At 62.2% G+C, this 23,164-nt stretch carries 26 protein-coding genes; 1 reads left to right on the top strand and 25 read right to left on the bottom strand.

What is annotated here, in order from left to right; all coding sequences use genetic code 11:
• From ACEPP2_RS03175 to ACEPP2_RS03110, 14 genes are all read right to left on the bottom strand, one after another.
• Positions 1-306: a hypothetical protein gene (locus ACEPP2_RS03175; protein ID WP_395515755.1), complete on the bottom strand. Its 306-nt coding sequence runs from the start codon at positions 304-306 to the stop codon at positions 1-3.
• A 15-nt stretch (positions 307-321) separates the two neighbouring features.
• Positions 322-1,899: a glutamine-hydrolyzing GMP synthase gene (gene guaA, locus ACEPP2_RS03170; RefSeq protein WP_281978195.1), complete on the bottom strand. Its 1,578-nt coding sequence runs from the start codon at positions 1,897-1,899 to the stop codon at positions 322-324.
• A 40-nt stretch (positions 1,900-1,939) separates the two neighbouring features.
• Positions 1,940-2,578 (bottom strand): 5'-methylthioadenosine/S-adenosylhomocysteine nucleosidase, encoded by a 639-nt coding sequence (locus ACEPP2_RS03165; RefSeq protein ID WP_077547394.1) that lies wholly within the window; start codon positions 2,576-2,578, stop codon positions 1,940-1,942.
• Positions 2,575-3,018, bottom strand: a complete 444-nt coding sequence (locus tag ACEPP2_RS03160; RefSeq protein ID WP_077547395.1) for a PaaI family thioesterase — start codon at positions 3,016-3,018, stop codon at positions 2,575-2,577. Before ACEPP2_RS03160 ends, ACEPP2_RS03165 begins: the two co-directional genes overlap by 4 nt.
• A gap of 70 nt (positions 3,019-3,088) precedes the next feature.
• Complete coding sequence (locus ACEPP2_RS03155) at positions 3,089-3,541, bottom strand: TspO/MBR family protein (protein ID WP_395515754.1); 453 nt, start codon at positions 3,539-3,541, stop codon at positions 3,089-3,091.
• Positions 3,542-3,582: 41 nt separating this feature from the next.
• A complete protein-coding gene (locus ACEPP2_RS03150; protein WP_077547396.1) occupies positions 3,583-4,668 on the bottom strand; it encodes a DUF1513 domain-containing protein in 1,086 nt (361 codons plus the stop codon).
• Positions 4,669-4,670: 2 nt separating this feature from the next.
• Positions 4,671-5,777: an imelysin family protein gene (locus tag ACEPP2_RS03145; RefSeq protein WP_395515753.1), complete on the bottom strand. Its 1,107-nt coding sequence runs from the start codon at positions 5,775-5,777 to the stop codon at positions 4,671-4,673.
• A complete protein-coding gene (locus ACEPP2_RS03140) occupies positions 5,777-7,315 on the bottom strand; it encodes a di-heme oxidoreductase family protein (protein WP_395515752.1) in 1,539 nt (512 codons plus the stop codon). Before ACEPP2_RS03140 ends, ACEPP2_RS03145 begins: the two co-directional genes overlap by 1 nt.
• 42 nt (positions 7,316-7,357) lie before the next feature.
• The gene (locus ACEPP2_RS03135) at positions 7,358-8,635 is read right to left on the bottom strand and encodes an imelysin family protein (RefSeq protein ID WP_395515751.1); all 1,278 of its coding nucleotides are present in this window, start codon (positions 8,633-8,635) and stop codon (positions 7,358-7,360) included.
• Positions 8,636-8,755: 120 nt separating this feature from the next.
• On the bottom strand, positions 8,756-10,054 hold the full coding sequence (locus tag ACEPP2_RS03130) for an RsmB/NOP family class I SAM-dependent RNA methyltransferase (RefSeq protein ID WP_281978187.1): 1,299 nt from the start codon (positions 10,052-10,054) through the stop codon (positions 8,756-8,758).
• Positions 10,055-10,130: 76 nt separating this feature from the next.
• Complete coding sequence (locus tag ACEPP2_RS03125; protein WP_139346172.1) at positions 10,131-10,535, bottom strand: septal ring lytic transglycosylase RlpA family protein; 405 nt, start codon at positions 10,533-10,535, stop codon at positions 10,131-10,133.
• Between the two features lie 354 nt (positions 10,536-10,889).
• On the bottom strand, positions 10,890-11,783 hold the full coding sequence (locus ACEPP2_RS03120; protein WP_077547401.1) for an SDR family oxidoreductase: 894 nt from the start codon (positions 11,781-11,783) through the stop codon (positions 10,890-10,892).
• Positions 11,783-12,958 carry a tRNA epoxyqueuosine(34) reductase QueG gene (gene queG / locus ACEPP2_RS03115; RefSeq protein WP_142588576.1) on the bottom strand — a complete coding sequence of 392 codons (1,176 nt, stop codon included), beginning with the start codon at positions 12,956-12,958 and terminating at the stop codon, positions 11,783-11,785. The genes ACEPP2_RS03120 and queG overlap by 1 nt, the downstream gene beginning before the upstream one ends.
• The gene (locus ACEPP2_RS03110; RefSeq protein WP_281978185.1) at positions 12,939-13,631 is read right to left on the bottom strand and encodes a glutathione S-transferase family protein; all 693 of its coding nucleotides are present in this window, start codon (positions 13,629-13,631) and stop codon (positions 12,939-12,941) included. Before ACEPP2_RS03110 ends, queG begins: the two co-directional genes overlap by 20 nt.
• Before the next feature lie 157 nt (positions 13,632-13,788).
• Here ACEPP2_RS03110 and ACEPP2_RS03105 point away from each other — a divergent pair, with 157 nt between their 5' ends.
• Positions 13,789-14,595 carry an undecaprenyl-diphosphate phosphatase gene (locus tag ACEPP2_RS03105; RefSeq protein ID WP_395515750.1) on the top strand — a complete coding sequence of 269 codons (807 nt, stop codon included), beginning with the start codon at positions 13,789-13,791 and terminating at the stop codon, positions 14,593-14,595.
• Between the two features lie 4 nt (positions 14,596-14,599).
• Here ACEPP2_RS03105 and ACEPP2_RS03100 read toward each other — a convergent pair whose 3' ends face one another.
• The 11 genes from ACEPP2_RS03100 to dnaN all read right to left on the bottom strand — a co-directional run bounded on the left by ACEPP2_RS03100 (position 14,600) and on the right by dnaN (position 23,076).
• Positions 14,600-14,767 (bottom strand): hypothetical protein, encoded by a 168-nt coding sequence (locus ACEPP2_RS03100; RefSeq protein ID WP_172972382.1) that lies wholly within the window; start codon positions 14,765-14,767, stop codon positions 14,600-14,602.
• An 83-nt stretch (positions 14,768-14,850) separates the two neighbouring features.
• Positions 14,851-16,269, bottom strand: coding sequence for a TRAP transporter large permease (locus tag ACEPP2_RS03095; RefSeq protein ID WP_395515749.1), 1,419 nt, complete (start codon positions 16,267-16,269; stop codon positions 14,851-14,853).
• Positions 16,266-16,850, bottom strand: a complete 585-nt coding sequence (locus ACEPP2_RS03090; protein WP_077547406.1) for a TRAP transporter small permease subunit — start codon at positions 16,848-16,850, stop codon at positions 16,266-16,268. Before ACEPP2_RS03090 ends, ACEPP2_RS03095 begins: the two co-directional genes overlap by 4 nt.
• Positions 16,851-16,934: 84 nt before the next feature.
• Positions 16,935-18,068: a TRAP transporter substrate-binding protein gene (locus tag ACEPP2_RS03085; protein ID WP_077547407.1), complete on the bottom strand. Its 1,134-nt coding sequence runs from the start codon at positions 18,066-18,068 to the stop codon at positions 16,935-16,937.
• Positions 18,069-18,213: 145 nt separating this feature from the next.
• A complete protein-coding gene (locus tag ACEPP2_RS03080) occupies positions 18,214-18,378 on the bottom strand; it encodes a hypothetical protein (protein WP_395515748.1) in 165 nt (54 codons plus the stop codon).
• A 185-nt stretch (positions 18,379-18,563) separates the two neighbouring features.
• Positions 18,564-19,544, bottom strand: coding sequence for a complex I NDUFA9 subunit family protein (locus ACEPP2_RS03075; RefSeq protein WP_395515747.1), 981 nt, complete (start codon positions 19,542-19,544; stop codon positions 18,564-18,566).
• 97 nt (positions 19,545-19,641) lie between these two features.
• Positions 19,642-19,929: a DUF1330 domain-containing protein gene (locus tag ACEPP2_RS03070; RefSeq protein ID WP_395515746.1), complete on the bottom strand. Its 288-nt coding sequence runs from the start codon at positions 19,927-19,929 to the stop codon at positions 19,642-19,644.
• Positions 19,930-19,955: 26 nt separating this feature from the next.
• Positions 19,956-20,648 (bottom strand): orotidine-5'-phosphate decarboxylase, encoded by a 693-nt coding sequence (gene pyrF / locus ACEPP2_RS03065; protein ID WP_395515745.1) that lies wholly within the window; start codon positions 20,646-20,648, stop codon positions 19,956-19,958.
• Positions 20,635-21,234 carry a histidine phosphatase family protein gene (locus ACEPP2_RS03060; RefSeq protein WP_395515744.1) on the bottom strand — a complete coding sequence of 200 codons (600 nt, stop codon included), beginning with the start codon at positions 21,232-21,234 and terminating at the stop codon, positions 20,635-20,637. Before ACEPP2_RS03060 ends, pyrF begins: the two co-directional genes overlap by 14 nt.
• Before the next feature lie 6 nt (positions 21,235-21,240).
• Positions 21,241-21,834: a phospholipid N-methyltransferase PmtA gene (gene pmtA / locus ACEPP2_RS03055; RefSeq protein WP_077547412.1), complete on the bottom strand. Its 594-nt coding sequence runs from the start codon at positions 21,832-21,834 to the stop codon at positions 21,241-21,243.
• A gap of 123 nt (positions 21,835-21,957) precedes the next feature.
• Positions 21,958-23,076, bottom strand: coding sequence for a DNA polymerase III subunit beta (gene dnaN, locus ACEPP2_RS03050; RefSeq protein WP_052641545.1), 1,119 nt, complete (start codon positions 23,074-23,076; stop codon positions 21,958-21,960).
• Between the last annotated feature and the right edge of the window lie 88 nt (positions 23,077-23,164).

The raw sequence follows: 23,164 nt of genomic DNA, 5'->3' as shown, positions 1-23,164 counted from the left end.
TTAGATGCGGGTGATCGGAAGGGCGCGGATGACGATTTCGTCCTGATCGAAGCGCCGCTCCAGATCCGCGCGGAAATGTGCCCACCACTCGCGGTCGATCGCATCCACCATGACCTCGGCCGTAACGATGGCATCCTTTTCGACGCCATCGTCACTGAGCCAGAGGCCTTCAGCCGGAGCGCTGCGGTGAAAGGTCATCCCCCCGAACTTGCGGGTCAGTTCATCGCGAACGGAAACGAAGAGTTCGGGCGGGAATGGCGAGGTAGATGCGTCGGTCGTCGGCAGCAGGATCTGGACGAGATGCATGTTGTCTACGCCGGCCTATTCCCACTCGATCGTGCCGGGCGGCTTCGACGTTACGTCGTAGACCACTCGGTTGATGCCGCGCACTTCGTTGATGATGCGGGTGGCGGTGCGGCCGAGGAAGTTCATGTCGTAGGGGTAGAAGTCGGCGGTCATGCCGTCCACGGAGGTAACGGCGCGCAGTGCGCAGACGAAGTCATAGGTGCGGTAGTCGCCCATGACCCCGACCGTCTGTACCGGCAGCAGTACCGCAAACGCCTGCCAAATCGTATCGTAGAGACCGGCCTTGCGGATCTCGTCGAGATAGATGGCATCTGCCTTGCGCAGGATGTCGAGCTTTTCGCGCGTCACGGCGCCGGGGCAGCGGATCGCGAGGCCCGGGCCCGGGAAGGGATGGCGGCCGATGAACGAATCCGGCAGCCCGAGTTCGCGGCCCAGCGCGCGAACCTCGTCCTTGAAGAGCTCGCGCAGCGGCTCTACGAGCTGCATGTTCATTCGCTCCGGCAGACCGCCGACATTATGGTGGCTCTTGATGGTGACGGAAGGGCCGCCGGAGAAGGAGACGCTTTCGATCACGTCCGGATAGAGCGTGCCCTGGGCCAGGAATTTCGGGACACCCTTGCCGTCCTCGGCGATCTTCGTCGCTTCGGCGTCGAAGACTTCTATGAACAGGCGGCCGATCGTCTTGCGCTTGACTTCCGGGTCGGTGACGCCGGCGAGCTCCGTCAGGAAGAGGTCGGATGCGTCCACATGGACGAGCGGGATGTTGTAGTGGTCGCGGAACATGCCGACCACCTGCTCGCTCTCGCCTTGGCGCATCAGGCCGTGGTCGACATAGATGCAGGTCAGCTGGTCGCCAATTGCCTCGTGGATCAGCACCGCCGCTACGGATGAATCGACGCCGCCGGAGAGGCCGCAGATGACCCGCTCGGAGCCGACCTGCTCCTTGATCTTGCGGATCATCTCGGCGCGATAGGCAGCCATGGTCCAGTCCGACTTCAGGCCGACGATCTTGTGCACGAAGTTGGAGAGCAGCTTAGCGCCGTCCGGCGTATGCACCACTTCCGGGTGGAACATGGTGGTGTAGTAGCGGCGGCTCTCGTCGGCGGCGATGGCGAAGGGCGCATTTTCCGACGTCGCGATGACTTCAAAACCCTCGGGGAGTTTGGTGACCCGGTCACCGTGGCTCATCCAGACGGGATAGCGTCCGCCGACTTCCCAGAAGCCCTCGAACAGCGGGCTCGCCGCCTTCACCTCGAGATCGGCACGGCCGAACTCCGCCGCATGGCCGCCCTCGACGACGCCGCCGAGCTGGGTGCAGAGCGTCTGCTGACCGTAGCAGATGCCGAGGATCGGGACTCCGGAGTCGAAGACCGCCTGTGGCGCCCGCGGGCTGCCTTCCGCCGTCACCGAGGCCGGACCGCCGGAGAAGATCACGCCCTTCGGCTGCATCTTCTCGAAGGCCGTAGCGGCGTTCTGGAACGGGTGGATCTCGCAATAGACCCCGGCCTCGCGGATGCGGCGCGCAATCAACTGCGTCACCTGGCTGCCGAAATCGATGATGAGGATGCTGTCGGGATGGGCGATCTGGGTCATGGCGAGCCTTTAGAGAAACTTTGGCGTCGGCGCAACTGCGTCAGGGGTTCAATTCGCCGCTCTCCAGGGCATCGAGAAGGCGATCGACGGCCACGGCGAGCTTCTCGTCGATCACATGCAGGTATTCCGTCCAGTCACCGACATGCTTGAGGTCCTCCTTGCCGTCGGAGATGCCGCGAAGGCCGATCAGTGGGAGGCCGAACCGGTGGCAGCTTCGCAGCAGGGCGAAGGTTTCCATGTCCACCATGTCCGCTTCGATCCCGTCATAGGCAGGACCCGAAATGATCTTGCCTCCGGTGGAGAGCGCGGCCGTGGGAATGCCGGGGATACGGTGAGGGAGTTCGATCGTTGCGGGGTGATCGAGAAACGGTGTCCTGCCCTTCTCGAAGCCGAGCGGCGAAGCATCCATGTCGCGGTAGGCAACGGAGGCGACCTGATAGATGCCTGTCTGCTCCAGGCTACGCGAACCGGCAGATCCAAGGGAGACAACCAGATCGGGGCGGTCACCCGATGCCTCCAGCCGCGTGAGGGCATGAGTCAGGACGACGGCCGCCTCGACCGGACCGACGCCCGTCATCAGTGGAACGATCCGCTGGCGCAGATGCACGCCATACTCCGCGTCCACCGCCATCACGAACAGCAAGGTCTTGCCGCCCGCCCGGGTCAGGTGAACTTTCATCCGACGATGTCCTCCCGGCCGCGCACCACCATCATCGTTGCCGTCATCGAAGCAATCAGCTTCGCCGGCCCGTCGCTGATCGCATAGGCACGCCCGTCCGCGACGATGATGGTCGAGCCGGGCTTGGTGATCTCCCCGTGGAAGAGGAAGCGTTCGCCGCGACCGGGCGACATGAGATTGACCTTGAACTCGATCGTCAGCAGCGAAGCGTCGACCGGGATCACGGAGAAGGCCGCATACGTACATGCCGTGTCGAGGGCAGTGGAAATGATGCCGCCGTGCAGGAGACCGTGCTGTTGCGTCAGCTTAGGGTCGAACGGCAACTCGATCTCGACCATCGCCTGCTCGATACGGGTGAGTGTCGCACCTATCGTCTCCATCGCCGGCTGGCGACCGAAGCTCTGCCTGATCCGCTCGCGGAAATCGTCGGTGTCATCCATCTCGTACCCTCTTCGCGATTGCGAAATTGGCATGCCGCCGACCGCCAAGCAAGCAGGAGCAGGTTTCCGCTCAGTTCAGCACGGCGATGGAGAGATTGAGCAGTGTCGCAAAGGTGACCCACGCCGCATAGGGCACGAAGAGCCAGGCGGAGACCCGGTCGGCGTTCCAACTGAGGCGGATGAAGGCAAGGATGGCGACGAGGAGCGGGATGATCACGACCAAGCCGAGGATCGGGCTCTGGTAGCCGAAGAAGGCAGGTGACCAGAGAAAGTTCAGGATCATCTGCATGAACCAGACCTGCATGCGTCCCGAGGCCGGTGCCTGAAGCCAGGTGCGCGCTCCGGCAATCGCGATCAACACGTAGAGCGTGGTCCAGACCGGGCCGAAGATCCATGGCGGTGGCTGGAAGAACGGCTTCTCCAGTGACTGGTACCACTCGCCGGGCATATTGCTGACGCCGCTGAGGGCGCCGAGCCCGACAATGACGGCGATGAACAGGATGTAGGTGAGCGATTTCTTCATGGGCGGGAACATAGGGCGCACGGTTCCTTGCGCCAGTCCCTTCACGCGAGCCGCACGATGTGCTGGTCCCAGGCGACGGGGCTGCGGCTGTCGTCGAAACTGCCGCGATAGGAGGAGACGGCAAAACCTGTGCTCGACGGCGCGATGCCTGCAGCGTCGACGACCGCCTGCTCCCGCACGACTTCGCCGGTCCTCGCATCGAGGCTGACTGCCCGGCCACCCTTGGGTGAGGTCACCCCGACGATGCCATCGCGTCGATTCACGGCGATCGCTCCCACGTAATTGGCAAGGCCGTCGGTCACGTTCGCCGGCAATGGTGTGAATGTCAGATCCTCACCCCGGCCAAGGTGCCCGACAAGCGGCGGCCGGGCATCGCGCGGACCCTCCCACTGGCAGGCAAACCAGATCTGCCCACCGTCTCCCAAGGCGATGTGGCGGGTGGACAATTGACGCAGCGCCGGCGGCAGTGCGTGCTTCTGGATGAGCCGGCCGTCGCTCGCCCCAAGCAGCACCAGCGACGGCTCCATGTGGTCGAGATTGAGCTTCGTTCGACCGAAATCCGGATGAGTCTCGATGCCGCCATTGGCGATCACCAGCATTGTACCGTCGTCCGAGACGGTCATGTCATGGGTACCTATGCCGTGCGCGTCGAACTCGCCGATACGGCGGAAGCCGTCTGCCGCATCATAGATGCCGATCATGCCGCGATTGCCATCGAAGTCGTTCTCGCTGGCATAGAGCAGGCGCCCGTCTGGAGAAAAGGCGCCGTGGCCATAGTAGTGCCGCCCCTCGGGCGCGGACAGGACGATGGGTTCCATCCTGCCGAACGGATCGGTCACCACGGCGAAGGTGCCGGGCCTGCGGGCAAAGGCAACCAGCCGGCGGGTTGTCGGGCTGAAGGCCATGCCGTGGGAGCGGGCGGGGAGGAGGGTGCGGTCGATGATCTCCCCGCGTTCGGAGACGGTCGCGAGGCCGAAGGAGCCATCCGGCGCACGAAAGCCTGAGGCATAGACGGCATCGCATCGCTCGAGCGCCATCAGCGAGCGCGGCCCAAGCGCTGCCGCAAAACCGACGCCGGCGGCTCTCAGGAAACTGCGGCGGTCGATGAGGTCGCTGCGCCAGGCCATCCTCAGTCTCCGTCCGAGAAAGAGAAGCCGGACGTCAGGCCGATCGCGCCGCCATACTGGTCGTTCAGCCGGTCGATCAGGTCGCGGCCGTTCACCAGCAGGAAATCGAGCTTCTGCCGCTCCGCAGTGTCGGCGACGGCGGCTTCGATGTCGGGGTTCATCTCCTCGACCACCCCCATCATCGACTTGAGGACGAAATCGATGGAGCCGACGAGGGAGTACTGGTCGGAAGGAAGCAGGTCGACAAGTTCAGATACCCGGATGAGGTCCCGCAGGCCCTCTAGGTTGCCTGCCACCATCGTCCAGGTGTTCTGTGAGCGCCAGAAGATCGCCTGCTTCGGAAAAACCGGCTTGTCCTCGCCTCGGTAGAAGGTCTCGATCCGCTGGTCTCGCACCATCTCGGCACCATGGACCAGAATGCCGAGCAGTGCCGTCATCGCCTCCTGTTCCGTGCGGAACAGGGGATTGTCTGGCCCCGGGTTCTTCCAGTGGTGCTGGATCCCGTCCGCTGCATCCCACTTCGCCGCCAGCTCGGAAGCGATCTGCTTAATGTTCTGCGCTACCGCACGGCCATAGCGGCAGCGGAAATTTCCCTCAGGGCCGGTCAGGCTCTCGGAACCCGTGCCGGCGAGCACGAACTCCAGGGCGCCGAAGCCCTGCATTGCGACGCTCTTGCCTTTCAGGCTCGCGACCTCCGTGGCCGCATCGTCCGGCTTCGCCAGCAACGCCTGAACCTGCTTCAGGCCGGTGCTCTTGCGGTCCGGATAGAAGAGGATGCGCTCCAGGCGGTTTTCCTCGATGGCCGGACCGGTCCGGACGATCTCGATCCTCGCCCAGCTTCGAGCAGCCTTCGCAAAACCATTTTTCGCGGCAGCAAGTGAAGCCGGCGAAGGCGCGCTGCATAGCGATGCCATATCTTCGGCGAGATCACCCGCTGCAAGCTGGAAGACACGGTAGCCCTCCCGGATGAAGCCGTCGACGGCCTTTTCAATGACCTGCCGGATGGCTTCCGGTTCCGGAAAGGTGGGACTGATGGCCTCTTCCTGCGCCACGGCCACGGATGCGAATGCGAGAGCTCCCAGGGCGGCGGTGGAAAGGGCGTTCAGCATCAAAGCGACTCCAGGAAGGCAAGCAGCGCCGTGCGGTCGTCCTTGTCGAGGGAGGCAAAGGCATCGCGGGCAGCCTCAGCCTCGCCACCATGCCAGAGGATCGCCTCGGTGAGGTTGCGGGCCCGGCCGTCATGGAGGAAGAACGTGTGCTCGTTGACGGTTTTCGTCAAGCCGATGCCCCAGAGCGGCTGCGTGCGCCATTCCCGCCCATCGGCGACCCCGACCTGCTGCCCGTCGGCCAGGCCTTCGCCCATGTCGTGCAGCAGGAAGTCGGAATAGGGCCAGATCAGTTGGAAGGCATGCGCCTTGTTCTCCGCGTCGCGGCGGGTCACGAATTTCGGTGTGTGGCAGGAGACGCAGCCCGATTGGTAGAACAGTTCCTTGCCCTTGAGAACCTTGGTATCTCCCGGTTCACGACGGGCGGGGACAGCGAGGTTCTCGGAGTAGAAAGTTACGAGTTCCAGAACCGGATCGGGCGCCTCCGTATCACCCAGCCGCTCCTGCACGCCCGAGGCGCGCGCAAAGCAGTCGGTCTGGGCGCTCGTGCAGTCGCCGTGATGAAACGGAGCATCCGGATTGGAAATGCCGAGATCGCCGACGAAGGCGGAAGCGGACTGGTCGCGGACAGAAGCGTTCTGCGCCTTGAATCCGAAGCGCCCGAGCTTCAGTTCCCGTGTACGATGGTCGCGGACCAGGGCAGGCTTGCCGGAGATGCCGTCGCCGTCCTCATCATCCGGATCTGCATTAGCGAGGATATCGGCCTCGTGGATCGCCTGGATCAGACCCATGCCGATCATCGGCGGAGCAATCCGCGGCGACAGGGTCACGTCCGGGTCCAGCGGACCGTAGCTCAGGTCCTTCACCGAATAGGTCGGCTTGCGCAGCGACACGACCTCGCCGTCCGCAAGCGTCATCTGGACCTCCTCATAGGAGATCGCCATCGACCCTTCGGATTTCAGCCCGGGGACGGCAAGGTCCTGTAACTGCTTGCCGTAAGTTAGGTCGGGGAAGTTCAGCGCCTCGTGGCGGGCAATGAGCGTCTTTTCCTCTTCCGTTCGGGCCGGGCGGGCGAGCCGGAGGAACATGGAGGTTGCGTCGGCCGCACCTTCAGGAGGATGCCCACGGCCGTCCTTCAGATGGCAGCTCTGGCAAGCCCGGGCGTTGAACAGCGGACCCAGCCCATCGGAGGCCTGGGTCGAAGAGGGTGAGGAGACCCACAGCTTGCGAAAGAGCGCGTTGCCGAGTTTGAATTCCTCCTCCTCCGCGAAGGTGAGATTGGCCGAGAAATGCGAGAAGGCATCCCCGTTGACGATCGCCTTGGTGGTCGCCGCACCGCCCTGCATGGTCTCAAAATTCTCGGCCTTGGAGAAATCTCCGGTGACGCGCGTCACGCTGGCGACGCGCTTCCTGTCCTTTGGCGAAAGATCGGTGCGTTCATTCGGAAAGCGCGTGTCTTCAGAAATCGCCACCAGTGGAGTCAGAAGGAGAGCGCTCGACAGGATCGGCAACAGAAAAAGGCTGGCTTTGAGCGCTCTCATTGGTGGTACAGGCCGTCCGGTCGGAACGGCCTTCCTCATGTCTTATTGGAAAACGGCGTCAGGATTATCAAGGCTGTCGGAACCTTCAAGCGTGATAGCGCCGAGGTCCAGCGACGCAATGACGCGTTCGATCGAGCGGGTTTGGTCGATCAGTCCGTCGATCGCCGCCTGGACGATGGCGTTGCCCTCCGCATTGCCCTCGCCGATCATCTGGTCATAGGCTTCGCCACCTTCTGCCCGCTCGGCCATGGCATTCATGGCGGCAAGCGTTGTGTCAAGCTTTGCCTTCACTTCCGCATCGAGCGCCGCATCCTTGGCAGCAACCAGGTCCGACAGCGATGGACCGGTCATCTTCGTGCCGTCGGCACGGCTGTACTCGCCCGTGTATGCCGAAGCGATGCCGATGGCGTCGTTGAGATGTGAGGCATGCGTGTTGTCGGAGAAGCAGTCATGCTCTTCTTCGGGGTCGTGGAGCAGCAGCCCGAGCTTCATGCGCTCGCCGGCAAGTTCCCCATAGGACAGCGAGCCCATGCCGGTCAGCATGGCGCGGATGCCGGCCTGCGGATCGGCGGTTACGGCCTTGGCAGCCTCACCTTCCGGCGCCCAGGCGGCAACCATCTCCTCCAGGTCGGAGATCAGCAGTTCGGATGCAGCCTTCAGATAGGCTGCGCGCCGGTCGCAATTGCCGTTGGTGCACTTTGCTGTGTCGAAATCGGTGTGGGACCGGTTGCCGGCTCCGGCATCGGTGCCGTTGAGGTCCTGACCCCAGAGCAGGAATTCGACCGCATGGTAGCCGGTCGCGACATTGGCTTCGATCTCGCCGGCCTCATGCAGGCTGCGGAGCAGCTCAGGCGTGATGCTGCTGGCGTCGATTTCCTCGCCGTTCACGCTGAGCTTCGGGTTGGCAACCACGTTGGCGACATAGAGGGCATTGCTGTCGCTTTCGGTGCCGTAGGAAGCATCGACGTAGTCGATCAAGCCCTCGTCGAGGGGCCAGGCATTCACCTTGCCTTCCCATTCGTCCACGATCGGATTGCCGAAGCGGTAGACTTCGCTCTGCTGGTAGGGAACCCGTGCAGCAATCCAGGCCTCGCGTGCGGCCTTCAACGTTTCCTCGCTCGGCTGCGCGATCAGTGCGTCGATGGCCACATCAAGCGCCTTGGCTGTCATCAAGGAGTCTTGGTACTTAGCGTGCGCCAGCTCTGCATAATGCTGCACGACAGCAGCCGGCTCCGTTGCAGCGGCAGCCGACGCCACCGGAAAGGCCGCTGAGGCGGCCAGAAGCGCGAAGGCCGCGCTGAAGAATTTCTTGCGGATCATGGTCCCTCCTTCGGCAGCCTCTTCCCTCGGCTGCGCGGGACGTGCATGGCGCAAATGAAAACTGGTGTCAAATCATCTAGTTTAGAACGATTTGAAATGCTGTCATTCCCTTGACGGCTGTCAAACCGTGGAGGGCTGCCGGCGCATCCGGCAGAAGAAGAAACCATCCGTGCCGGTGCTGGCCGGGGTCAGCGTCAACATCTTTCCGTCACGGCTGCGGGGACGCCGTGTGTCGCCGCCGAACAGGCCGTTCCAGTTCTGCAAGACGGGTTCGGGAGAAAATTCGGGGTGTGTCTCGCAGAAGCGCTCGATCTGACCATCATTCTCTTCGGGCAGGACTGAGCAGGTGACGTATACGAGGCTGCCACCAGGCTTGACGAAGGCAGCCGCCTCACCAAGCGCTTCCTGCTGTTGCGCGACGCGTTCCTCGAGATTACGCGGCGTCAGCCGCCATTTCGTATCCGGGCGCCGGCGCCAGGTGCCCGTGCCGGTGCAGGGCGCATCCACCAGGACAACATCCAGCTTCTCCCTGAACTGATCGAGCTGGCGAGCATCGTCATGAACCTGGACATTGCGAGTCCCGGCGCGGCGGAGCCGCTCGATGATCGGCGCCAACCGCTTGCGGTCGGCATCATAGGCGTGGACCTGGCCCTTGTTGTTCATCGCCGCTGCCATGGCCAGCGTCTTGCCACCGCCGCCGGCGCAGAAATCGAGCACCTGGGCGTGCTCGGGCGGCTGAACCAGCTCGGAGACGATCTGGGACCCCTCATCCTGCACCTCGAACCAGCCCTTCTGGAACGAAAGTTCGGCGGTGACGTTCGGCAGCCGCGACGCTCCTTCTCCGGCGGGTATCCTGATCCCGTTGCGGGCAATCGGCGCCGGGATGGCTCCGGAGCGGTCAAGCGCCTTCCCGACCTTCTCGCGCGATGCCTTCAGCGTATTGGCGCGCAAATCGAGGGTCGGACGTTCCGCCAATGCCCTGGCCTCCGCCAGCCAGTCCCCGCCGAATGCCGCTTCGAAGGACGGCTGAGTCCAGTCCGGAATGTCGCCCTGCACATGCAGGGGGGCATCGTCGAGATTACGGGAGGAAAGGGCCGCGAGGTTCGCCTCGGTGAGGAGTGGCGGAGCGAAGCGGTCATCGGCGAACTCGGCGGAGAGGGCTTCAGGCGTCAACCCCCACTGCCGGATGAGGACCGCATAGGCGAGGGCCGCCGGCCCATCGTCGTCCATCAGGAACGCATGCGAGAGGCGCATGCGCAGCGCGTCGTAGACAATGTTGCCGATTGCGGCACGATCGCCGGAACCGGCGAAACGATGAGCCAGGCCCCAGTCCTTCAGCGCATCCGCGACAGGGCGCCTTCTGTCTTCGATGTCCCTCAGCACATCGATGGCTCCACTGAGCCGTCCGCCCAATCGCATGTCAGTCTCCGCTCCGGTTGAACCCGTCTGCGCGGGTCCTAACCATCATCGACGGCAAGAGCAAGTACCAGTAGCTTCAGCTGCCCTTGACGCCCTTGCCGGAGGCCTTTCCATTGCCGGCGTCGACAATCTGGAAACAGACCTGCGCGGTGCCGGAGCGGACCATGCCAATGTTCTGGGCGGCGGCCTTGGACACGTCGATAACGCGGCCCTTGATGAACGGTCCGCGGTCGTTGATGCGTACGATCACGCTCTTGCCGTTTCGCTTGTTGGTCACCTTCACCTTCGTGCCGAAAGGCAGCGAACGGTGTGCCGCAGTCAGCTTGGCCGGGTTCATACGCTCCCCGGAGGCCGTCTTCGACGTCAAAGCATACCAGGAGGCGTGGCCGCAACCGGGCGCAGCGTGAGCGGATGCAGTGCCGAAGGTTGCGAAGGCAGCAAAGGCAGCCGCGGCGAAAATCGAGTTTCGAATTGTCGTCAAGTCTTTGTCCCCGTCGATGGATGTCGGCACATGGCGTGCGGGAACGGTTAAGCGGGGTGAAAATTGGCGAAAAAGTGCGCAATACGATCACGGAATGTTACATCATGAAACAATCCGGATTGCATTTGTGGCTATGAAACAGGCGGGTTTAGGAGGAGGAGTGGTAAAAACCCTGTAAAACAAGCTCAAATTGAAACCGAGTTTCGGGCCCGGGCGCTGGGGAAGAACTTCACGAAATTGCTTGAAATTTTTTTGCTGAGGATGCCCCCGTACATCAATTAAGACGAAATCTTTGCACGGAAATGGGTGTGAGGCCTCCCTTTTCGCCCCTCGAACGCCCACCGGATGAATATTTCATCCCTTTCGAAGCGGAAGCTCGCCATCCCATGTGCGGCTCACCCACAGGTGATTGAGAGACATGCGGTAGTCCGGGTATAGGAACTGAAAGCCCAGATCGCTGATCCGCTTATTGGAGACGCGCTTGTTCGAGCCGTAGAAGGAGCGTGCCATTGCGGTCATCTCGGCGGTCTCGAACGGTTGTTCGGTAGGCGGCTCGACCCCCATCAGCCGCGCAGCTTCGGCAATGACGTCCTGGGGTGCCGCCGGCTCGTCATCCGTGACGTTGAAAGTGCCGCCGTGGCCGGACTGAGCCAGAAAAAGGGCGGCACGCGCTATGTCCTCGACACGGATGCGATTGAACACCTGATCCTTCTTGACGATCCGGCGCGCGGTACCGCGCTTGAGATTGACGAAGGCATTGCGGCCTGGCCCGTAGATGCCGGATAGCCGCAGCACCGCGACAGGCACGCCGATCGCCTCGCCCGCGGCGAGCCAGGCTTTCTCGGCCTCGACCCTTTCCCGGGAACGGCCGGGGGCGGGGTTGCAGGGCGTTTCCTCATCGACCCAGCCGCCCGCCTGGTCGCCATAGACGCCGATGGTTGAGAGATAACCCACCCATGTGAGCCTGGGGCAGAGCGCGGCCAGACGGTCGCTTGCAAGGCTAAGCACAGGGTCCCCGCCCGCACCCGGCGGTATCGATTGGACGAGATGCGTGACCTGCGACAGCGCATGCTCCAAGGGTTGATCAATGGCCGTGCCATCGAAGACGAAAGCTTCGACACCTTGCGCAGCCAGTGCTTCCGCCTTCTCGCCAGTCCGGCTCGTGCCGAAGACCTTCGCACCGGTCTCCATGGCTGCCCGCGCGATGGCCCTACCCGAATAGCCGCACCCGAAGACCATCATTCGCATCATGCCGCTCCTGCCAACTGCCACTCATCCAGGACATAGGGGTCCTGCTCATCTTTTCGCAAAAGAGCGAGCTGCTTAAACTCCTGCGGCGGCATCAGCCGCTTGAGCGCCCACACGGCCATACCGCGAACCACCGGCGACGAATCCTCCGCCAGATTCAGGCACGGTTGGATCAGTGCCCCATCACCGGAATTTCCCGCCGCTATCAGAGCATTGCGGACGAAGCGGTCCCGTCCGATGCGCTTGACCGGGGAGCCGCTGAAGAAGCTGCGGAACTGCGGGTCGTCGAGCGTGAGCAGGAAGGAAAGCGTAGGTGCCTTCAGGTCCTCCCTGGCCTTCAGCTTCATTTCCGATGCACTAACAGCAAACTTGTTCCAGGGGCAGGCGGCCAGGCAGTCATCACAGCCATAGATGCGGTTGCCGATCAGTGGCCGAAGCTCAGGATCGATCGGTCCCTTGTGCTCAATCGTCAGATAGGAGATGCAGCGGCGTGCATCGAGCCGGTAAGGAGCAGGGAAGGCGGCTGTCGGACAAGCGTCGACGCAGGCGCGGCAGGAGCCGCAATGGTCAATCTGCGGCTCATCGATATCGAGATCGGCGGTCGTGAACAGGCTGCCGAGGAAGAGCCAGGAACCATGACTGCGGCTGACCAGATTGGTGTGCTTGCCCTGCCATCCAAGACCGGCTGCGGCGGCAAGCGGCTTTTCCATGACCGGCGCAGTGTCGACGAAGACCTTGACGTCCTCACCGGCCCGAGCAGCGAAGCGCGTGGCGATCTCTTTCAAGCGGCCTTTGATGACATCGTGGTAATCGCGATTGCGGGCATAGACCGATATCGCGCCGCGGTCCTTCTGTTCCTGCAGCGCGCGAGGGTCTTCATCAGGGCCGTAGTTCAGTCCGAACATGACGACCGAGCGGACGTCAGGCCAGAGCGTTCGCGGATCACTGCGTCGGTCGCGCGTTTCCTCCATCCACTCCATCGTGCCGTGATGGCCGTCGGACAGATAGACATCCAGACGTTTGGGAGCTTCCGGAATGCTGCCGGCATGGGTGATGCGGCAGAGGTCGAAACCGTGCGCCATGGCTTCCGCCTTGATGAAGGCGGTCAGCTTCTCCCGACGCCGAACTTGGGCATCGGGACGGCCTGCCGTGATCTCAGAAGTCGAGGTCCGCATAGTGGGAAACCGGTGTCAGGCCGCGCACTCTCTCGGCCAGCAGCGGTCGGAAGGAGGGGCGGGATTTCAGGCGTTGATACCATTCCTTGCCAATCGGCGTTTCGGCCCAGTCGATCTCGCCGAGATAGTCCAGGACCGAAATGCATGCGGCCGCAGCGAGATCGGCATATGTCAACCGGTCGCCTGCAAGCCAAGGGCGCGAGCCGGCCAGCCAGGAAAGGTACTTCATGTGCTGTCGGATATTGGAACGCGCTGTTCGAAGCGCTTTCGAGTCCGGGGCTCCTCCGCCCTGCGCCGCGGTCATCTGCAGCTTGTAGACACGCTCGCGTACCAGAGGGCGGGTCACATCCTGCTCCATCTTGGCGAGGAACCACTCCGTCAGCCGCCGGATCTCGGCCCGCTGGAAAGGGTCTTCCGCAAAGAGCCTCCGGTCACGCTTCAGGACGCCGTGCGTTTCGTCCAGGAATTCCATCAGCACGGCGGGTCCACAGAGGGCGCGCATGCTGTCGTCGACATAGACGGGGAGCGTCGCGGCCGGATTGAGCGCCAGGAATTCCCGACGCTTCTCCCATGGCTGCTCTTCGATCAGCTCCACTGGAAAACCGTACTCCGACAGGATAAGCCGGACGAAGCGCGAGCTGGAAGACATCGGGTGATGGAAGAGCGTAGGCATCGATACGTGAGCTTTACAATTTTTGTATAGGAGGGGCTGGCCGTTTCTCGAGGCGCCGCAATAGCCCAGCTATACGGTTTTGGTAAGGGGCATGGCAAGCAGACAGCCACCATGGGTTCCGGATCCTGCCGACCGACCATCAAACAAAGGGTGAAGAATGCCGGAACAATCGATCATCAGCGCTCTCGTACTGGGCATAATCGAGGGCCTGACGGAGTTCATCCCCGTGTCGTCGACGGCACATGTTCTTCTGGCTGGTCACTTCCTCGGCTTCGAATCGCCCGGCAACACATTTGCGGTGCTTATCCAGTTGGGCGCCATCCTGGCGATCCTGCTCGTCTACTTCCGCAAGCTCTGGGAGATCGCCACGGCCTTGCCGACCTCCGGGAAGGCACGGCGATTCGTACTGACGGTCCTGCTCGCCTTCCTGCCGGCTGCAGTCATCGGGGCGCTCGCCCATGACTTCATCAAGACGATCCTGTTCGAGACGCCGATGCTCATCTGCATCGTGCTCATCCTGGGCGGCTTCGTGCTGCTTGCGGTGGATCGCATGGCGATCCATCCGAAATACACGGACATCATGGATTATCCGCCGTCGCTTGCCTTCAAGATCGGCCTGTTCCAGTGCCTTGCCATGGTTCCGGGAACCTCGCGGTCCGGTGCTACCATCGTCGGCTCACTGCTGATGGGGACCGACAAACGGTCGGCGGCGGAATTTTCCTTCTTCCTCGCCATGCCGACAATGCTCGGTGCGTTCACCCTCGATCTCTACAAGAACCGGGAGCTCATCCGCTTTGATGATGGCATCGTCATCGCCATCGGCTTCACCGCGGCCTTCGTCATGGCGCTGGCGGTGGTCCGCTCGCTCCTGGATTTCGTGTCAAGCCGCGGCTATGCGCCGTTTGCCTGGTGGCGGATTGCCGTCGGAACGGCAGGCCTGATAGGGCTGCTGATCTTTGGCTGATGACTCAGCCGTGGTCGTCGCGCCCGTGGTAGAAGAAGAGGTCGTAGCCGGCCATGGCAATGGTGATGGCCACCAGCACGATAAGGTCTGCGCGAGGCACCTTCCAGACGAGGATGGCAAGGAACCCGCAGAACACGGAGAACCCCAGCAAGGCGAGAAGGCGGTCTAGCATCTGCCACTCCTTTCATCGATCGGTCCCCTTACGGACCTTATTGGACCTGACTCCACCGGGAGAAGCGCCGGTGGAGAGCGATGTCATCGGCCATAGAATTGTTCTGGCAGGTAGAACACGATCTGCGGGAACATGTACATCAGCGCCATGCTGATGAAGACCATGAACACGAAGGGCAGCACACCCTTGAAGATCTGTGTCAGCCGCACCTCCGGCGGCGCGATCCCCTTCAGGTAGTAGGCTGACATCGCCATCGGCGGTGTCAGGAACGAGGTCTGCAGGTTGAGCGCCACCAATATACCGAAGAACAGTGGATCGATGCCGAACATGTCGAGGAGCGGCAGGAAGATCGGTACGAAGATGATGATGATCTCCGACCACTCCAGCGGCCAGCCCAGGAGGAAGATGATCAGCTGCGCCAGCAGCAGGAACTGGAACGGCGTCAGATCCAGGCCTCGCACGAACTCGGAAATCACGTGCTCTCCACCGAGGTAGGAGAAGACGGAGGAGAAGGTGTAGGAGCCGACGAAGAGCCAGCAGACCATCGCCGTGGTTCGAACTGTGAGATAGACACTTTGCCTGAGACGGTCCCAACTCATCGCTCTATAGAGCACAGCGAGAACCATGCCGCCGAGTGCTCCGATCGCGGCCGCTTCGGTGGGCGTCGCCAGCCCGAAGAGAATCGAACCCAGCACTGCCAGGATGAGGACGGCCAGCGGCAGGAACGAGGTCACGATCATCAAGGTGAGCTTCAAGAACGGGACATCCGGCACTTCTTCGGCCGTCGGCTTGGGCGCCACGCTCGGCTGCAGGATCGAGCGCCCGACAATATAGATCAGGTAGAGTCCCACGAGGGTAAGGCCCGGCAGCAGGGCCGCCGAGTAGAGGCGCACGATCGATGTCCCTGACGCTGCCGCATAGACGATTAGCATGATCGACGGCGGGATCAGGATCCCGAGCGTTCCCCCGGCGCAGATGATGCCGGTCGCGAACGAGTGGTCGTAGCGCGCCTTCAGCATTGCCGGCAGCGCCAGCAGGCCCATCAGGGTCACCACTGCACCCACGATCCCTGTCGCCGTCGCGAAGAGCGCGCAGGTGACGAGGGCGGCGACGCCCATCGATCCTGGAATATTCTTCGAGGCGATATTCAAGGTGCTGAACAGGCGGTCGACGATGTTCGCCCGTTCGACGATGTAGCCCATGAACAGGAACAATGGCACGGCTGTCAGGACGTCGTTCGCCATCACCGTGTAGGTCTGGTTGATGAAGAGATCGAAGACCCGGTTATTGAAGAAGCCCTCGATCCACAGGCTGGTGCTGTCCCACCACCCTGCCGTTTCGTCCAGCCGGTTGAAGGAGCGCCACATGCGGTTCGGTTCGAAATAGGCATAGTAGCCGAAGCCGATGCCCATCGCCATGAGCGTGAAGGCAATCGGAAACCCGAGAAACACCACGAAGATGAAGAGCCCGAGCATCAGGAGCGCGACTTGGGGATCCGTCATGCCTGATCTCCCGAAAGCTCGGCTTGCTTTTCCTTGATCAGGAGCGTTTCGGTCTCTTCCACGTCCTCTTCTGCCTCGATCCAGAAGCCGTCCCGTATGCACTGGATGCAGCGGAAGACCTGGGCGATTCCCTGGATGAACAGGAGAATCCCCGCCGCGACAATGGCGGTCTTGAACTGGTAAATTGGGATGCCGGCCGGGCTGTTGACGCTTACTTCGCCATAGCCCCAGGATCGCGAGGCATACTTCCAGCCCGCGAAGATCAGTGCCGTGACACCCGGAAAAAAGAAGAAGATATAGAGAACCAGGTCGACCGTCGCCTGCGTCCTCGGCCGCCATAGGCGGTAGAGAAAGTCGCCCCGCACGTGCCCGCCGCGTGAGAGCGTATAGGCGCCCCCCATCATGAACAGCGTACCGTACATGATGAACGAGACGTCGAGCGCCCAAGGCGTGGGACGGCCGACAATATAGCGGACAAAGACCTCATAGCTCGTGCCGAAGGTCATCAGTAGGATGAGCCAGGCGAAGGCCTTGCCGAACCATGCCGACAGCCCGTCGGCGAACCGGATGAATGCGATCATCGACGTGAACGTCTTCCTGATGGGAGAGGGGCCGGCAGGCGCGACCTGCGCCTGCCGGCATTACCACTTGCGGTCAAGAACGGCTCAGAGCTTGAGCTTGTTCGGGAAGTAGTGGTTGTAGGCGAGCTGGTAGTCCGGGGATGCCATCAGTTCGAAATAGGTGACCCGTTCCACCCAGGCGCGCTGGCTGTCGAGCACCTTCTTCATGAAGGCGTCCTTTTCGAGTTCGACAATCAGGTCGTCCCAGGCCTTGATCTGCGCATCCAGGATCTCCGTGGACGTCCGGTGCACGTTGACGCCTGATTCCTCCTGCAACTTCTTGAGGTCGGCCGAATAGTTGTCCATCGCCGACGCGGTGTTGGCAGTGGACGCCGCCTCGACAGCATACTTCACGATGGCCTGGAGGTCCGGCTCGAGATCTTCATAGAAGCCTCTATTGAACAGGAACTCGAAGGATTCCGACGCCTGGTGGTACGAGGAGAGGTAGTAGTTCTTCGCGACATCCTGGGCACCGAAGCGCAAGTCGGACGACGGATTGTTGAACTCGAAGGCATCAATGACGCCTCGTTCCATCGCCGGGACGATTTCGCCACCCGGAAGCTGTGCAACGGACATGCCCATCGCCTGCATCAGGTCCGCGGCAAGGCCGACGGTACGGTACTTCAAGCCGTTGATGTCGCTGACGGCGTTGACTTCATTCTTGAACCACCCGAACGGCTGAGCGAACATCGGAAAGCCCAGGTAGCCCACGACCTCAAGACCGAGGATGTCCTGCTGCAGTTCCCGATAGAACTCTGCGCCGCCGCCGGCATAGAACCAGGACAGCATGGTTGTCGCCGAACCCCCGAAGACCGGACCGGTGCCGAACAGAGACGCGCCCTTGTGCTTGCCGTACCAGTATACCGGAACCGAGTGGGCCGCGTCGATGACGCCGTCATGGACAGCGTCCAGAACCTGAAAGGCGCCCACGACTGCGCCCGCTGGCAGCAGGTCGACCGTCAGCCGTCCTCCGGACATTGCGTCGACGCGTTCGGTGAACTGCCGGGCAAAATCCATCCAGATGTCGGACGCCGGCCACGACGTCTGCATCTTCATCACGATCGGTGATTGTGCGAGTACGGCTGGTGCCGCGAGAGTGCCTGCGGCTGCTCCGCCTGCGGTTGCGCTGATCTTCAGAAACGAACGGCGCGTATGCGCCTTCTTCTCAGGCTTATCCATTGATTTCTCCTCCCAATTGGGCGGGCTTTTGCCCTTCTCCCACGATCAGTATTGAGGAAAAACTTTCGAACAGCAATACGCTACGGACACGTCAGCTTCAAATTGACGTGCCGGTTGGACAGGATGTCGGAGAATTGTTTGACGCTCAGTGCGTCGAGGCGCCAGGTATGGAGCCCGTTGCGCAAGGATCTACTCCATAGGCCGGAGCGCACTTGCCGCCGCCTGCCGCGCCCGTTTCCGGGGCGATGAAGGAGCCGACGAGGATCGTCAGTGCCGCACACGCAAAAAACAGTGCGATGGGCTTGCCCATGGAGAAATGCCTTTCAGACCAATGTGATTGAAGCGTAATTTCGCTGCAGCCGTGTATGACCCGGCTGCAGGATTTTCAATAGAGGAACTTGCTGAATCCCGCGTTAATGCTCAACGGGAGACGGAGTGGGGCGTTCGTGCCACAGACGGTGTCAAGCAGGCCCGCCGAACCGGCACGAGCTTGCCTCAGGCCGCTTTGCCGCTGTTGGTGAACTGGCCTTGCGGACGATACTGGACGAGATAGGAGGGCACGACGGACGCGAGATGCGTCGGACGGATACCCATGCCTTCCAGTGTCCGGCCATCGCGAATCGCCTCTTCCGAGACGATGTTGTCCTTCTTCAGCAGCCCAACCTGATCGCTGGTGATCGGCGGCTTGATGAGGGGGATCAGCGAGGCGATGCTGCCGATCATGGAGGCGATGGGGAAGGGGAGAGAGACCAGCGGCCGCTTGCGCGCGGTCGTCCGCAGAACGATTTCCATGCATTCGCGGAACGTCAGCACCTCCGGCCCACCGAGTTCATAGATGCGGCCGCCGGGGATGACGCCGTCGACGCCGAGCGCCACCGCCTTTGCGACATCCTCCACATAGACCGGCTGGAACTTCGTCTTGCCGCCGCCGATCAGGGGCAGCGCCGGAAACATCTTGGCCATCCCGGCAAACTTGTTGAAGAAGCTGTCCTCAGGCCCGAAAACGATGGAGGGGCGCAGGATTACCGCGTCCGGAACCGTTTCGAGGATTGCGGCTTCTGCACGACCCTTGCTCTGCGCGTAGCTCGAATCCGAATCCCTGTCAGCGCCGATGGCCGAGACATGCACCAGCTTAGCACCGGCGGCGCGTGCCGCTTCGGCCACGGCCCTTCCGCCGAAGTCCTGCACCGCATTGAAGGAGTTGCGCCCGCTTTCGAAGAGGATGCCGACGCAATTGACCACGAAGGATGCTCCCTCGACCGCACGGTCCACCGAATACCTGTATCGCAGGTTCGCCTGCACCAGCGCGATCTGCCCCACGTAACCATAGGGCAGAAGGAAGCCGGCGAGATCCGGACGCCGCACCGCCACCCGGATACGGTAGCCCCGCTTCACGAGGCTGCGAACCACATGTCGTCCGACAAAGCCCGAGCCTCCGAACACGGTGACGAGGGGCGGCAAGTTGGACACGGACATGGGTGGCTCCGGGAACTATGATGGTCGGGTTGTCAGCGGTCTCTTAGACCAAATGTTCTTAAACGGGAAGCGGAAGAAGTGCTGCAGTTGACGAGTGTCAGACGCTTTCCACGACGACCATTTCGGCGTCTGCACATTCCTGCCTGATCTTGGCCGCCACCTGGTATTCCGGCGAGTTGTAGCAGTCCACCGCCGCCTGGATCGAGGGAAACTCGATCACCACATTTCGGCCCCGCGCCTTGCCTTCCAGTTCCACGAACTGTCCACCACGCGCCAGGAATTTGGCGCCGAACCGTTCGAATGCCGGCTTCGCCGTGCTGACGTAGTCCTTGTAGCGCTCCGGGTCGCGTACATCGACTCTGGCAATCCAATAGGCCTTGGGCATGCGGGTTCCTCCTTGCGGTTTGAAATCTAGAGCGCGGATGTCATCTCGGCGAGTATCGCACGGGCGGCCGCGCGCGGATCCGCTGCCTTGACGATCGGACGGCCGACGACAAGATGGCTTGAGCCGGCACGCAGTGCGTCGCCCGGGGTCATCACCCGCTTCTGGTCGCCGGCATCGCTGCCGGCCGGACGTATCCCCGGCGTTACGATCGCCATGTCCGATCCGGCGATCTTGCGCACCGCCGCCGATTCCTCCGCCGAGCAGACGATCCCCCCCATCCCGGCTGCGAGCGCCTGTTCGGCGCGACGCGTGACCAGCGTGCGCGCATCCGCCTGGTAACCCACCTCAAGCAGGTCGGCGTCGTCCATGGACGTCAGCACGGTCACCGCGAGAAGGCAGAGGCCTGAACCTTCGGCGGCCTTGACTGCGGCGCGCATGGCCTTCGGATAGGCATGCACTGTCAGCATCGTCATTCCCATGGTGGCAATGTTTTCGACGCCCTTCGCAACAGTGTTGTCGATGTCGAGAAGCTTCATGTCGAGAAAGACGTTCTTGCCGTCCTTCGCGAGGTCGCGGGCGAACTCGATGCCACCTGCAAACGCGAGCTGGTATCCGATCTTGTAGAAGGAAACCGTGTCGCCCAGCGTGGCGACCATCTTTTCCGCTTCACCGACGGTCGGGATATCGAGGCCCACGATCAGGCGGTTACGCGCGTGCATGTTCGAACCCCTTCCATTCTTCCATAGCCGTCCAGTCGCATGTCACGATTCTGTCCGCAAGGGAGAAGGCGAAGAGATTGCCGCCGCCGGCGGGTTGGTCCTGGTCGCGGGAGATCCACACGCCCTGGAGATGACATTTCAGGAGCGTCCCCACTCCGCCATGCCCGACAAAGGCAATCGGGATTGCCGTGTCATGGTCCGCCAGGATCCGATCGACCGCTTTGACGATCCGTGCCTGCGCATCGATTGCGCGTTCCCACCCATGGAAACTCTCGTCTGGGTGGGCGAAGAACCAGTCAGCCGCCTTCTCGAACTCGGCAGGAGGCAGGAAGCCGGTACTGCTGCGGTCGTTCTCGTGCATGTCGACGGCGACCTCCACCGCAGCCCCCGAGACACGGGCCAGCAGTTCGGCCGTCTCCACGGCCTTCCTCTCGTCGCTCGATACGATGCGTTGAAGAGTGGCAGCCCAAGCGCTCTGCGCAGCCTCGTTCGCCCGTGCCCTGCCGGTTTCCGACAGCCCCCATTGCGGAACGGGAACCTGGGGGTCGATGTTCACTTGCGGATGGGTAACATAGACGCCGAACATGGCGAGCTAGCCCCGGCTGTAGACCCAGAGCTGCGCCGGCGGGATGTTGCGGACGACGAAGTCGAGGTGGCGGATATGGAACCGGTCCGGGCGGGCGTCGATGGGAGATACCGGGCTATAGGTGATCTGGACGACGGGCCGGCCGGGCGGCATTCGGTCGAGCAGGTCCTCCAGCAACGCGATGCGCTTCTCCATCGGAAAGCTCAGCATCGGGATCGCCGAAATCACTGCATCGAACTTGCGGTCCTTCCAGTCACCAAGTGTCGTGTCCAGGTCGAAGGCGTCGCCGTTGATGAAGTTGACGCCGGGGATCGTCCGCTTGAGGTGCTGGTAGAAATCGGTCGAATACTCGATCGAGACGATATTCTCCGTCGCCACGCCGCGGTCAATGATCGCCTTGGTGATGATGCCGGTGCCGGGTCCGAGTTCAAGAACCGGCAGGCCCGAGGCCGGATTGATGACGCTCGCCATGCGACGCGCGGTAACGGCTGAAGTCGGCAATATGGCCCCGACGCTCTTGGGGCCGTCGATCCAGCCCTTGAAGAACCTGATCTCCTCGTCGAACTTCCGGCCCAGCCTTTCCTTCAGTCGCAATTCCATCAGGTCTCTCCTCCTTGATCCATAAGGGCTTATGTGGGGTCAATGACGCAAAAACAAGGCAGAATGTCGCATCTGGAAAACGACAGCAAAAAAGCGGCAGGTTTCCCAGCCGCTTTTTCTGTGTCAGACGCGCATCGGCATCAGGACATAGAGCGCGTCATCGCCCGCTGTGTCCCGCACCAAGGTAGGGGAGCCCGCGTCCGCCAGCATGAACACCGCATCCTCGCCTGAAAGCTGCGCCGTGATGTCGAGCAGGTACTTGGCGTTGAAGCCGATCTCCAGCGGATCGTGTTCATAGCCTACTGCGACTTCTTCCGTCGCGCTGCCGGAATCGGGATTGTTTACGGTAAGCGTCAGTTGCCCATCGGCCAGCGACAGCTTCACGGCACGGCCTCGCTCCGACGAGATTGTCGATACGCGGTCGACGGCGCGGGTGAAGCTCTGGCAGTCGACGCGCATCTCCTTGTCGTTGTTCGTCGGAATGACGCGCTGGTAATCGGGGAACGTGCCGTCGATCAGCTTCGACGTCATGATGATGGAGCCGATTGTCAGGCGGATCTTCGCGTCGGAGACCTCGACCGTGACCATCAGGTCGGGATTGTCAACCAGCTTCTGAAGCTCACCCACGGTCTTGCGTGGAATGATGATGCCCGGCATGCCTTCCGATCCCGAAGGTGCCTCCACATCGGCGCGGGCCAACCGGTGTCCGTCGGTTGCCACGGCGCGCAGCTTCAGGTCGCCGCCGGCCTCGATCGTGTGGAAGAAGATGCCGTTCAGGTAGTATCGTGTCTCTTCCGTCGAGATGGCGAACTGGGTGCGGTCGATCAGCATCTTCAGATCGGTCGCCTTCAGCTTGAACGTATGGCTGAAGCTGCCGGCGGTGAGATCGGGGAAGTCCGCCTCCGGAAGGCACTGCAGCGAGAACTTCGAGCGTCCCGACTGCACCGTCATCGAACCGCCGTCCGGATTGGTCGCCAGACGGACCTCCGATCCCTCCGGCAATTTGCGGACGATTTCATAGAGGAGATGCGCCGGCACGGTCGTGGCACCCGGCTGTTCGACCATGGCTGCAACCGCCTCGGTGATCTCGAGGTCGAGGTCCGTCGCCTTGAGCTCCAGGTCGGCGCCGGAAGCGCGCAGGAGCACGTTCGACAGGATCGGGATCGTGTTGCGACGTTCCACGACACGATGGACATGGTTCAGCGACTTCAGGAGATTGGACCGCTCAAGAGTAATACGCATGACGCTACCGCTTCTGACCGGGACGCCGGCAGGAACGGGGCGTCCGCATGTTTGCCGGCCGCAGGGCCGGGAGATGTGGAGGCGCAAA

The sequence above is a fragment of the Pseudorhizobium flavum genome (assembly GCF_044142885.1).
Lineage (GTDB): Bacteria > Pseudomonadota > Alphaproteobacteria > Rhizobiales > Rhizobiaceae > Neorhizobium > Neorhizobium flavum.
Note: the sequence above shows the minus strand (reverse complement) of the source record. Positions and strands in the feature narration are given on the sequence as shown.

Bases quoted from the DNA above. Each gene is read 5' to 3' on its own strand.
- ACEPP2_RS03175 (WP_395515755.1), bottom strand. From the start codon at position 306: ATGCATCTCGTCCAGATCCTGCTGCCGACGACCGACGCATCTACCTCG.
- guaA (WP_281978195.1), bottom strand. From the start codon at position 1,899: ATGACCCAGATCGCCCATCCCGACAGCATCCTCATCATCGATTTCGGC.
- ACEPP2_RS03165 (WP_077547394.1), bottom strand. From the start codon at position 2,578: ATGAAAGTTCACCTGACCCGGGCGGGCGGCAAGACCTTGCTGTTCGTG.
- ACEPP2_RS03160 (WP_077547395.1), bottom strand. From the start codon at position 3,018: ATGGATGACACCGACGATTTCCGCGAGCGGATCAGGCAGAGCTTCGGT.
- ACEPP2_RS03155 (WP_395515754.1), bottom strand. From the start codon at position 3,541: ATGAAGAAATCGCTCACCTACATCCTGTTCATCGCCGTCATTGTCGGG.
- ACEPP2_RS03150 (WP_077547396.1), bottom strand. From the start codon at position 4,668: ATGGCCTGGCGCAGCGACCTCATCGACCGCCGCAGTTTCCTGAGAGCC.
- ACEPP2_RS03145 (WP_395515753.1), bottom strand. From the start codon at position 5,777: ATGCTGAACGCCCTTTCCACCGCCGCCCTGGGAGCTCTCGCATTCGCA.
- ACEPP2_RS03140 (WP_395515752.1), bottom strand. From the start codon at position 7,315: ATGAGAGCGCTCAAAGCCAGCCTTTTTCTGTTGCCGATCCTGTCGAGC.
- ACEPP2_RS03135 (WP_395515751.1), bottom strand. From the start codon at position 8,635: ATGATCCGCAAGAAATTCTTCAGCGCGGCCTTCGCGCTTCTGGCCGCC.
- ACEPP2_RS03130 (WP_281978187.1), bottom strand. From the start codon at position 10,054: ATGCGATTGGGCGGACGGCTCAGTGGAGCCATCGATGTGCTGAGGGAC.
- ACEPP2_RS03120 (WP_077547401.1), bottom strand. From the start codon at position 11,783: ATGCGAATGATGGTCTTCGGGTGCGGCTATTCGGGTAGGGCCATCGCG.
- queG (WP_142588576.1), bottom strand. From the start codon at position 12,958: ATGCGGACCTCGACTTCTGAGATCACGGCAGGCCGTCCCGATGCCCAA.
- ACEPP2_RS03110 (WP_281978185.1), bottom strand. From the start codon at position 13,631: ATGCCTACGCTCTTCCATCACCCGATGTCTTCCAGCTCGCGCTTCGTC.
- ACEPP2_RS03105 (WP_395515750.1), top strand. From the start codon at position 13,789: ATGCCGGAACAATCGATCATCAGCGCTCTCGTACTGGGCATAATCGAG.
- ACEPP2_RS03100 (WP_172972382.1), bottom strand. From the start codon at position 14,767: ATGCTAGACCGCCTTCTCGCCTTGCTGGGGTTCTCCGTGTTCTGCGGG.
- ACEPP2_RS03095 (WP_395515749.1), bottom strand. From the start codon at position 16,269: ATGACGGATCCCCAAGTCGCGCTCCTGATGCTCGGGCTCTTCATCTTC.
- ACEPP2_RS03090 (WP_077547406.1), bottom strand. From the start codon at position 16,850: ATGATCGCATTCATCCGGTTCGCCGACGGGCTGTCGGCATGGTTCGGC.
- ACEPP2_RS03085 (WP_077547407.1), bottom strand. From the start codon at position 18,068: ATGGATAAGCCTGAGAAGAAGGCGCATACGCGCCGTTCGTTTCTGAAG.
- ACEPP2_RS03080 (WP_395515748.1), bottom strand. From the start codon at position 18,378: ATGGGCAAGCCCATCGCACTGTTTTTTGCGTGTGCGGCACTGACGATC.
- ACEPP2_RS03075 (WP_395515747.1), bottom strand. From the start codon at position 19,544: ATGTCCGTGTCCAACTTGCCGCCCCTCGTCACCGTGTTCGGAGGCTCG.
- ACEPP2_RS03070 (WP_395515746.1), bottom strand. From the start codon at position 19,929: ATGCCCAAGGCCTATTGGATTGCCAGAGTCGATGTACGCGACCCGGAG.
- pyrF (WP_395515745.1), bottom strand. From the start codon at position 20,648: ATGCACGCGCGTAACCGCCTGATCGTGGGCCTCGATATCCCGACCGTC.
- ACEPP2_RS03060 (WP_395515744.1), bottom strand. From the start codon at position 21,234: ATGTTCGGCGTCTATGTTACCCATCCGCAAGTGAACATCGACCCCCAG.
- pmtA (WP_077547412.1), bottom strand. From the start codon at position 21,834: ATGGAATTGCGACTGAAGGAAAGGCTGGGCCGGAAGTTCGACGAGGAG.
- dnaN (WP_052641545.1), bottom strand. From the start codon at position 23,076: ATGCGTATTACTCTTGAGCGGTCCAATCTCCTGAAGTCGCTGAACCAT.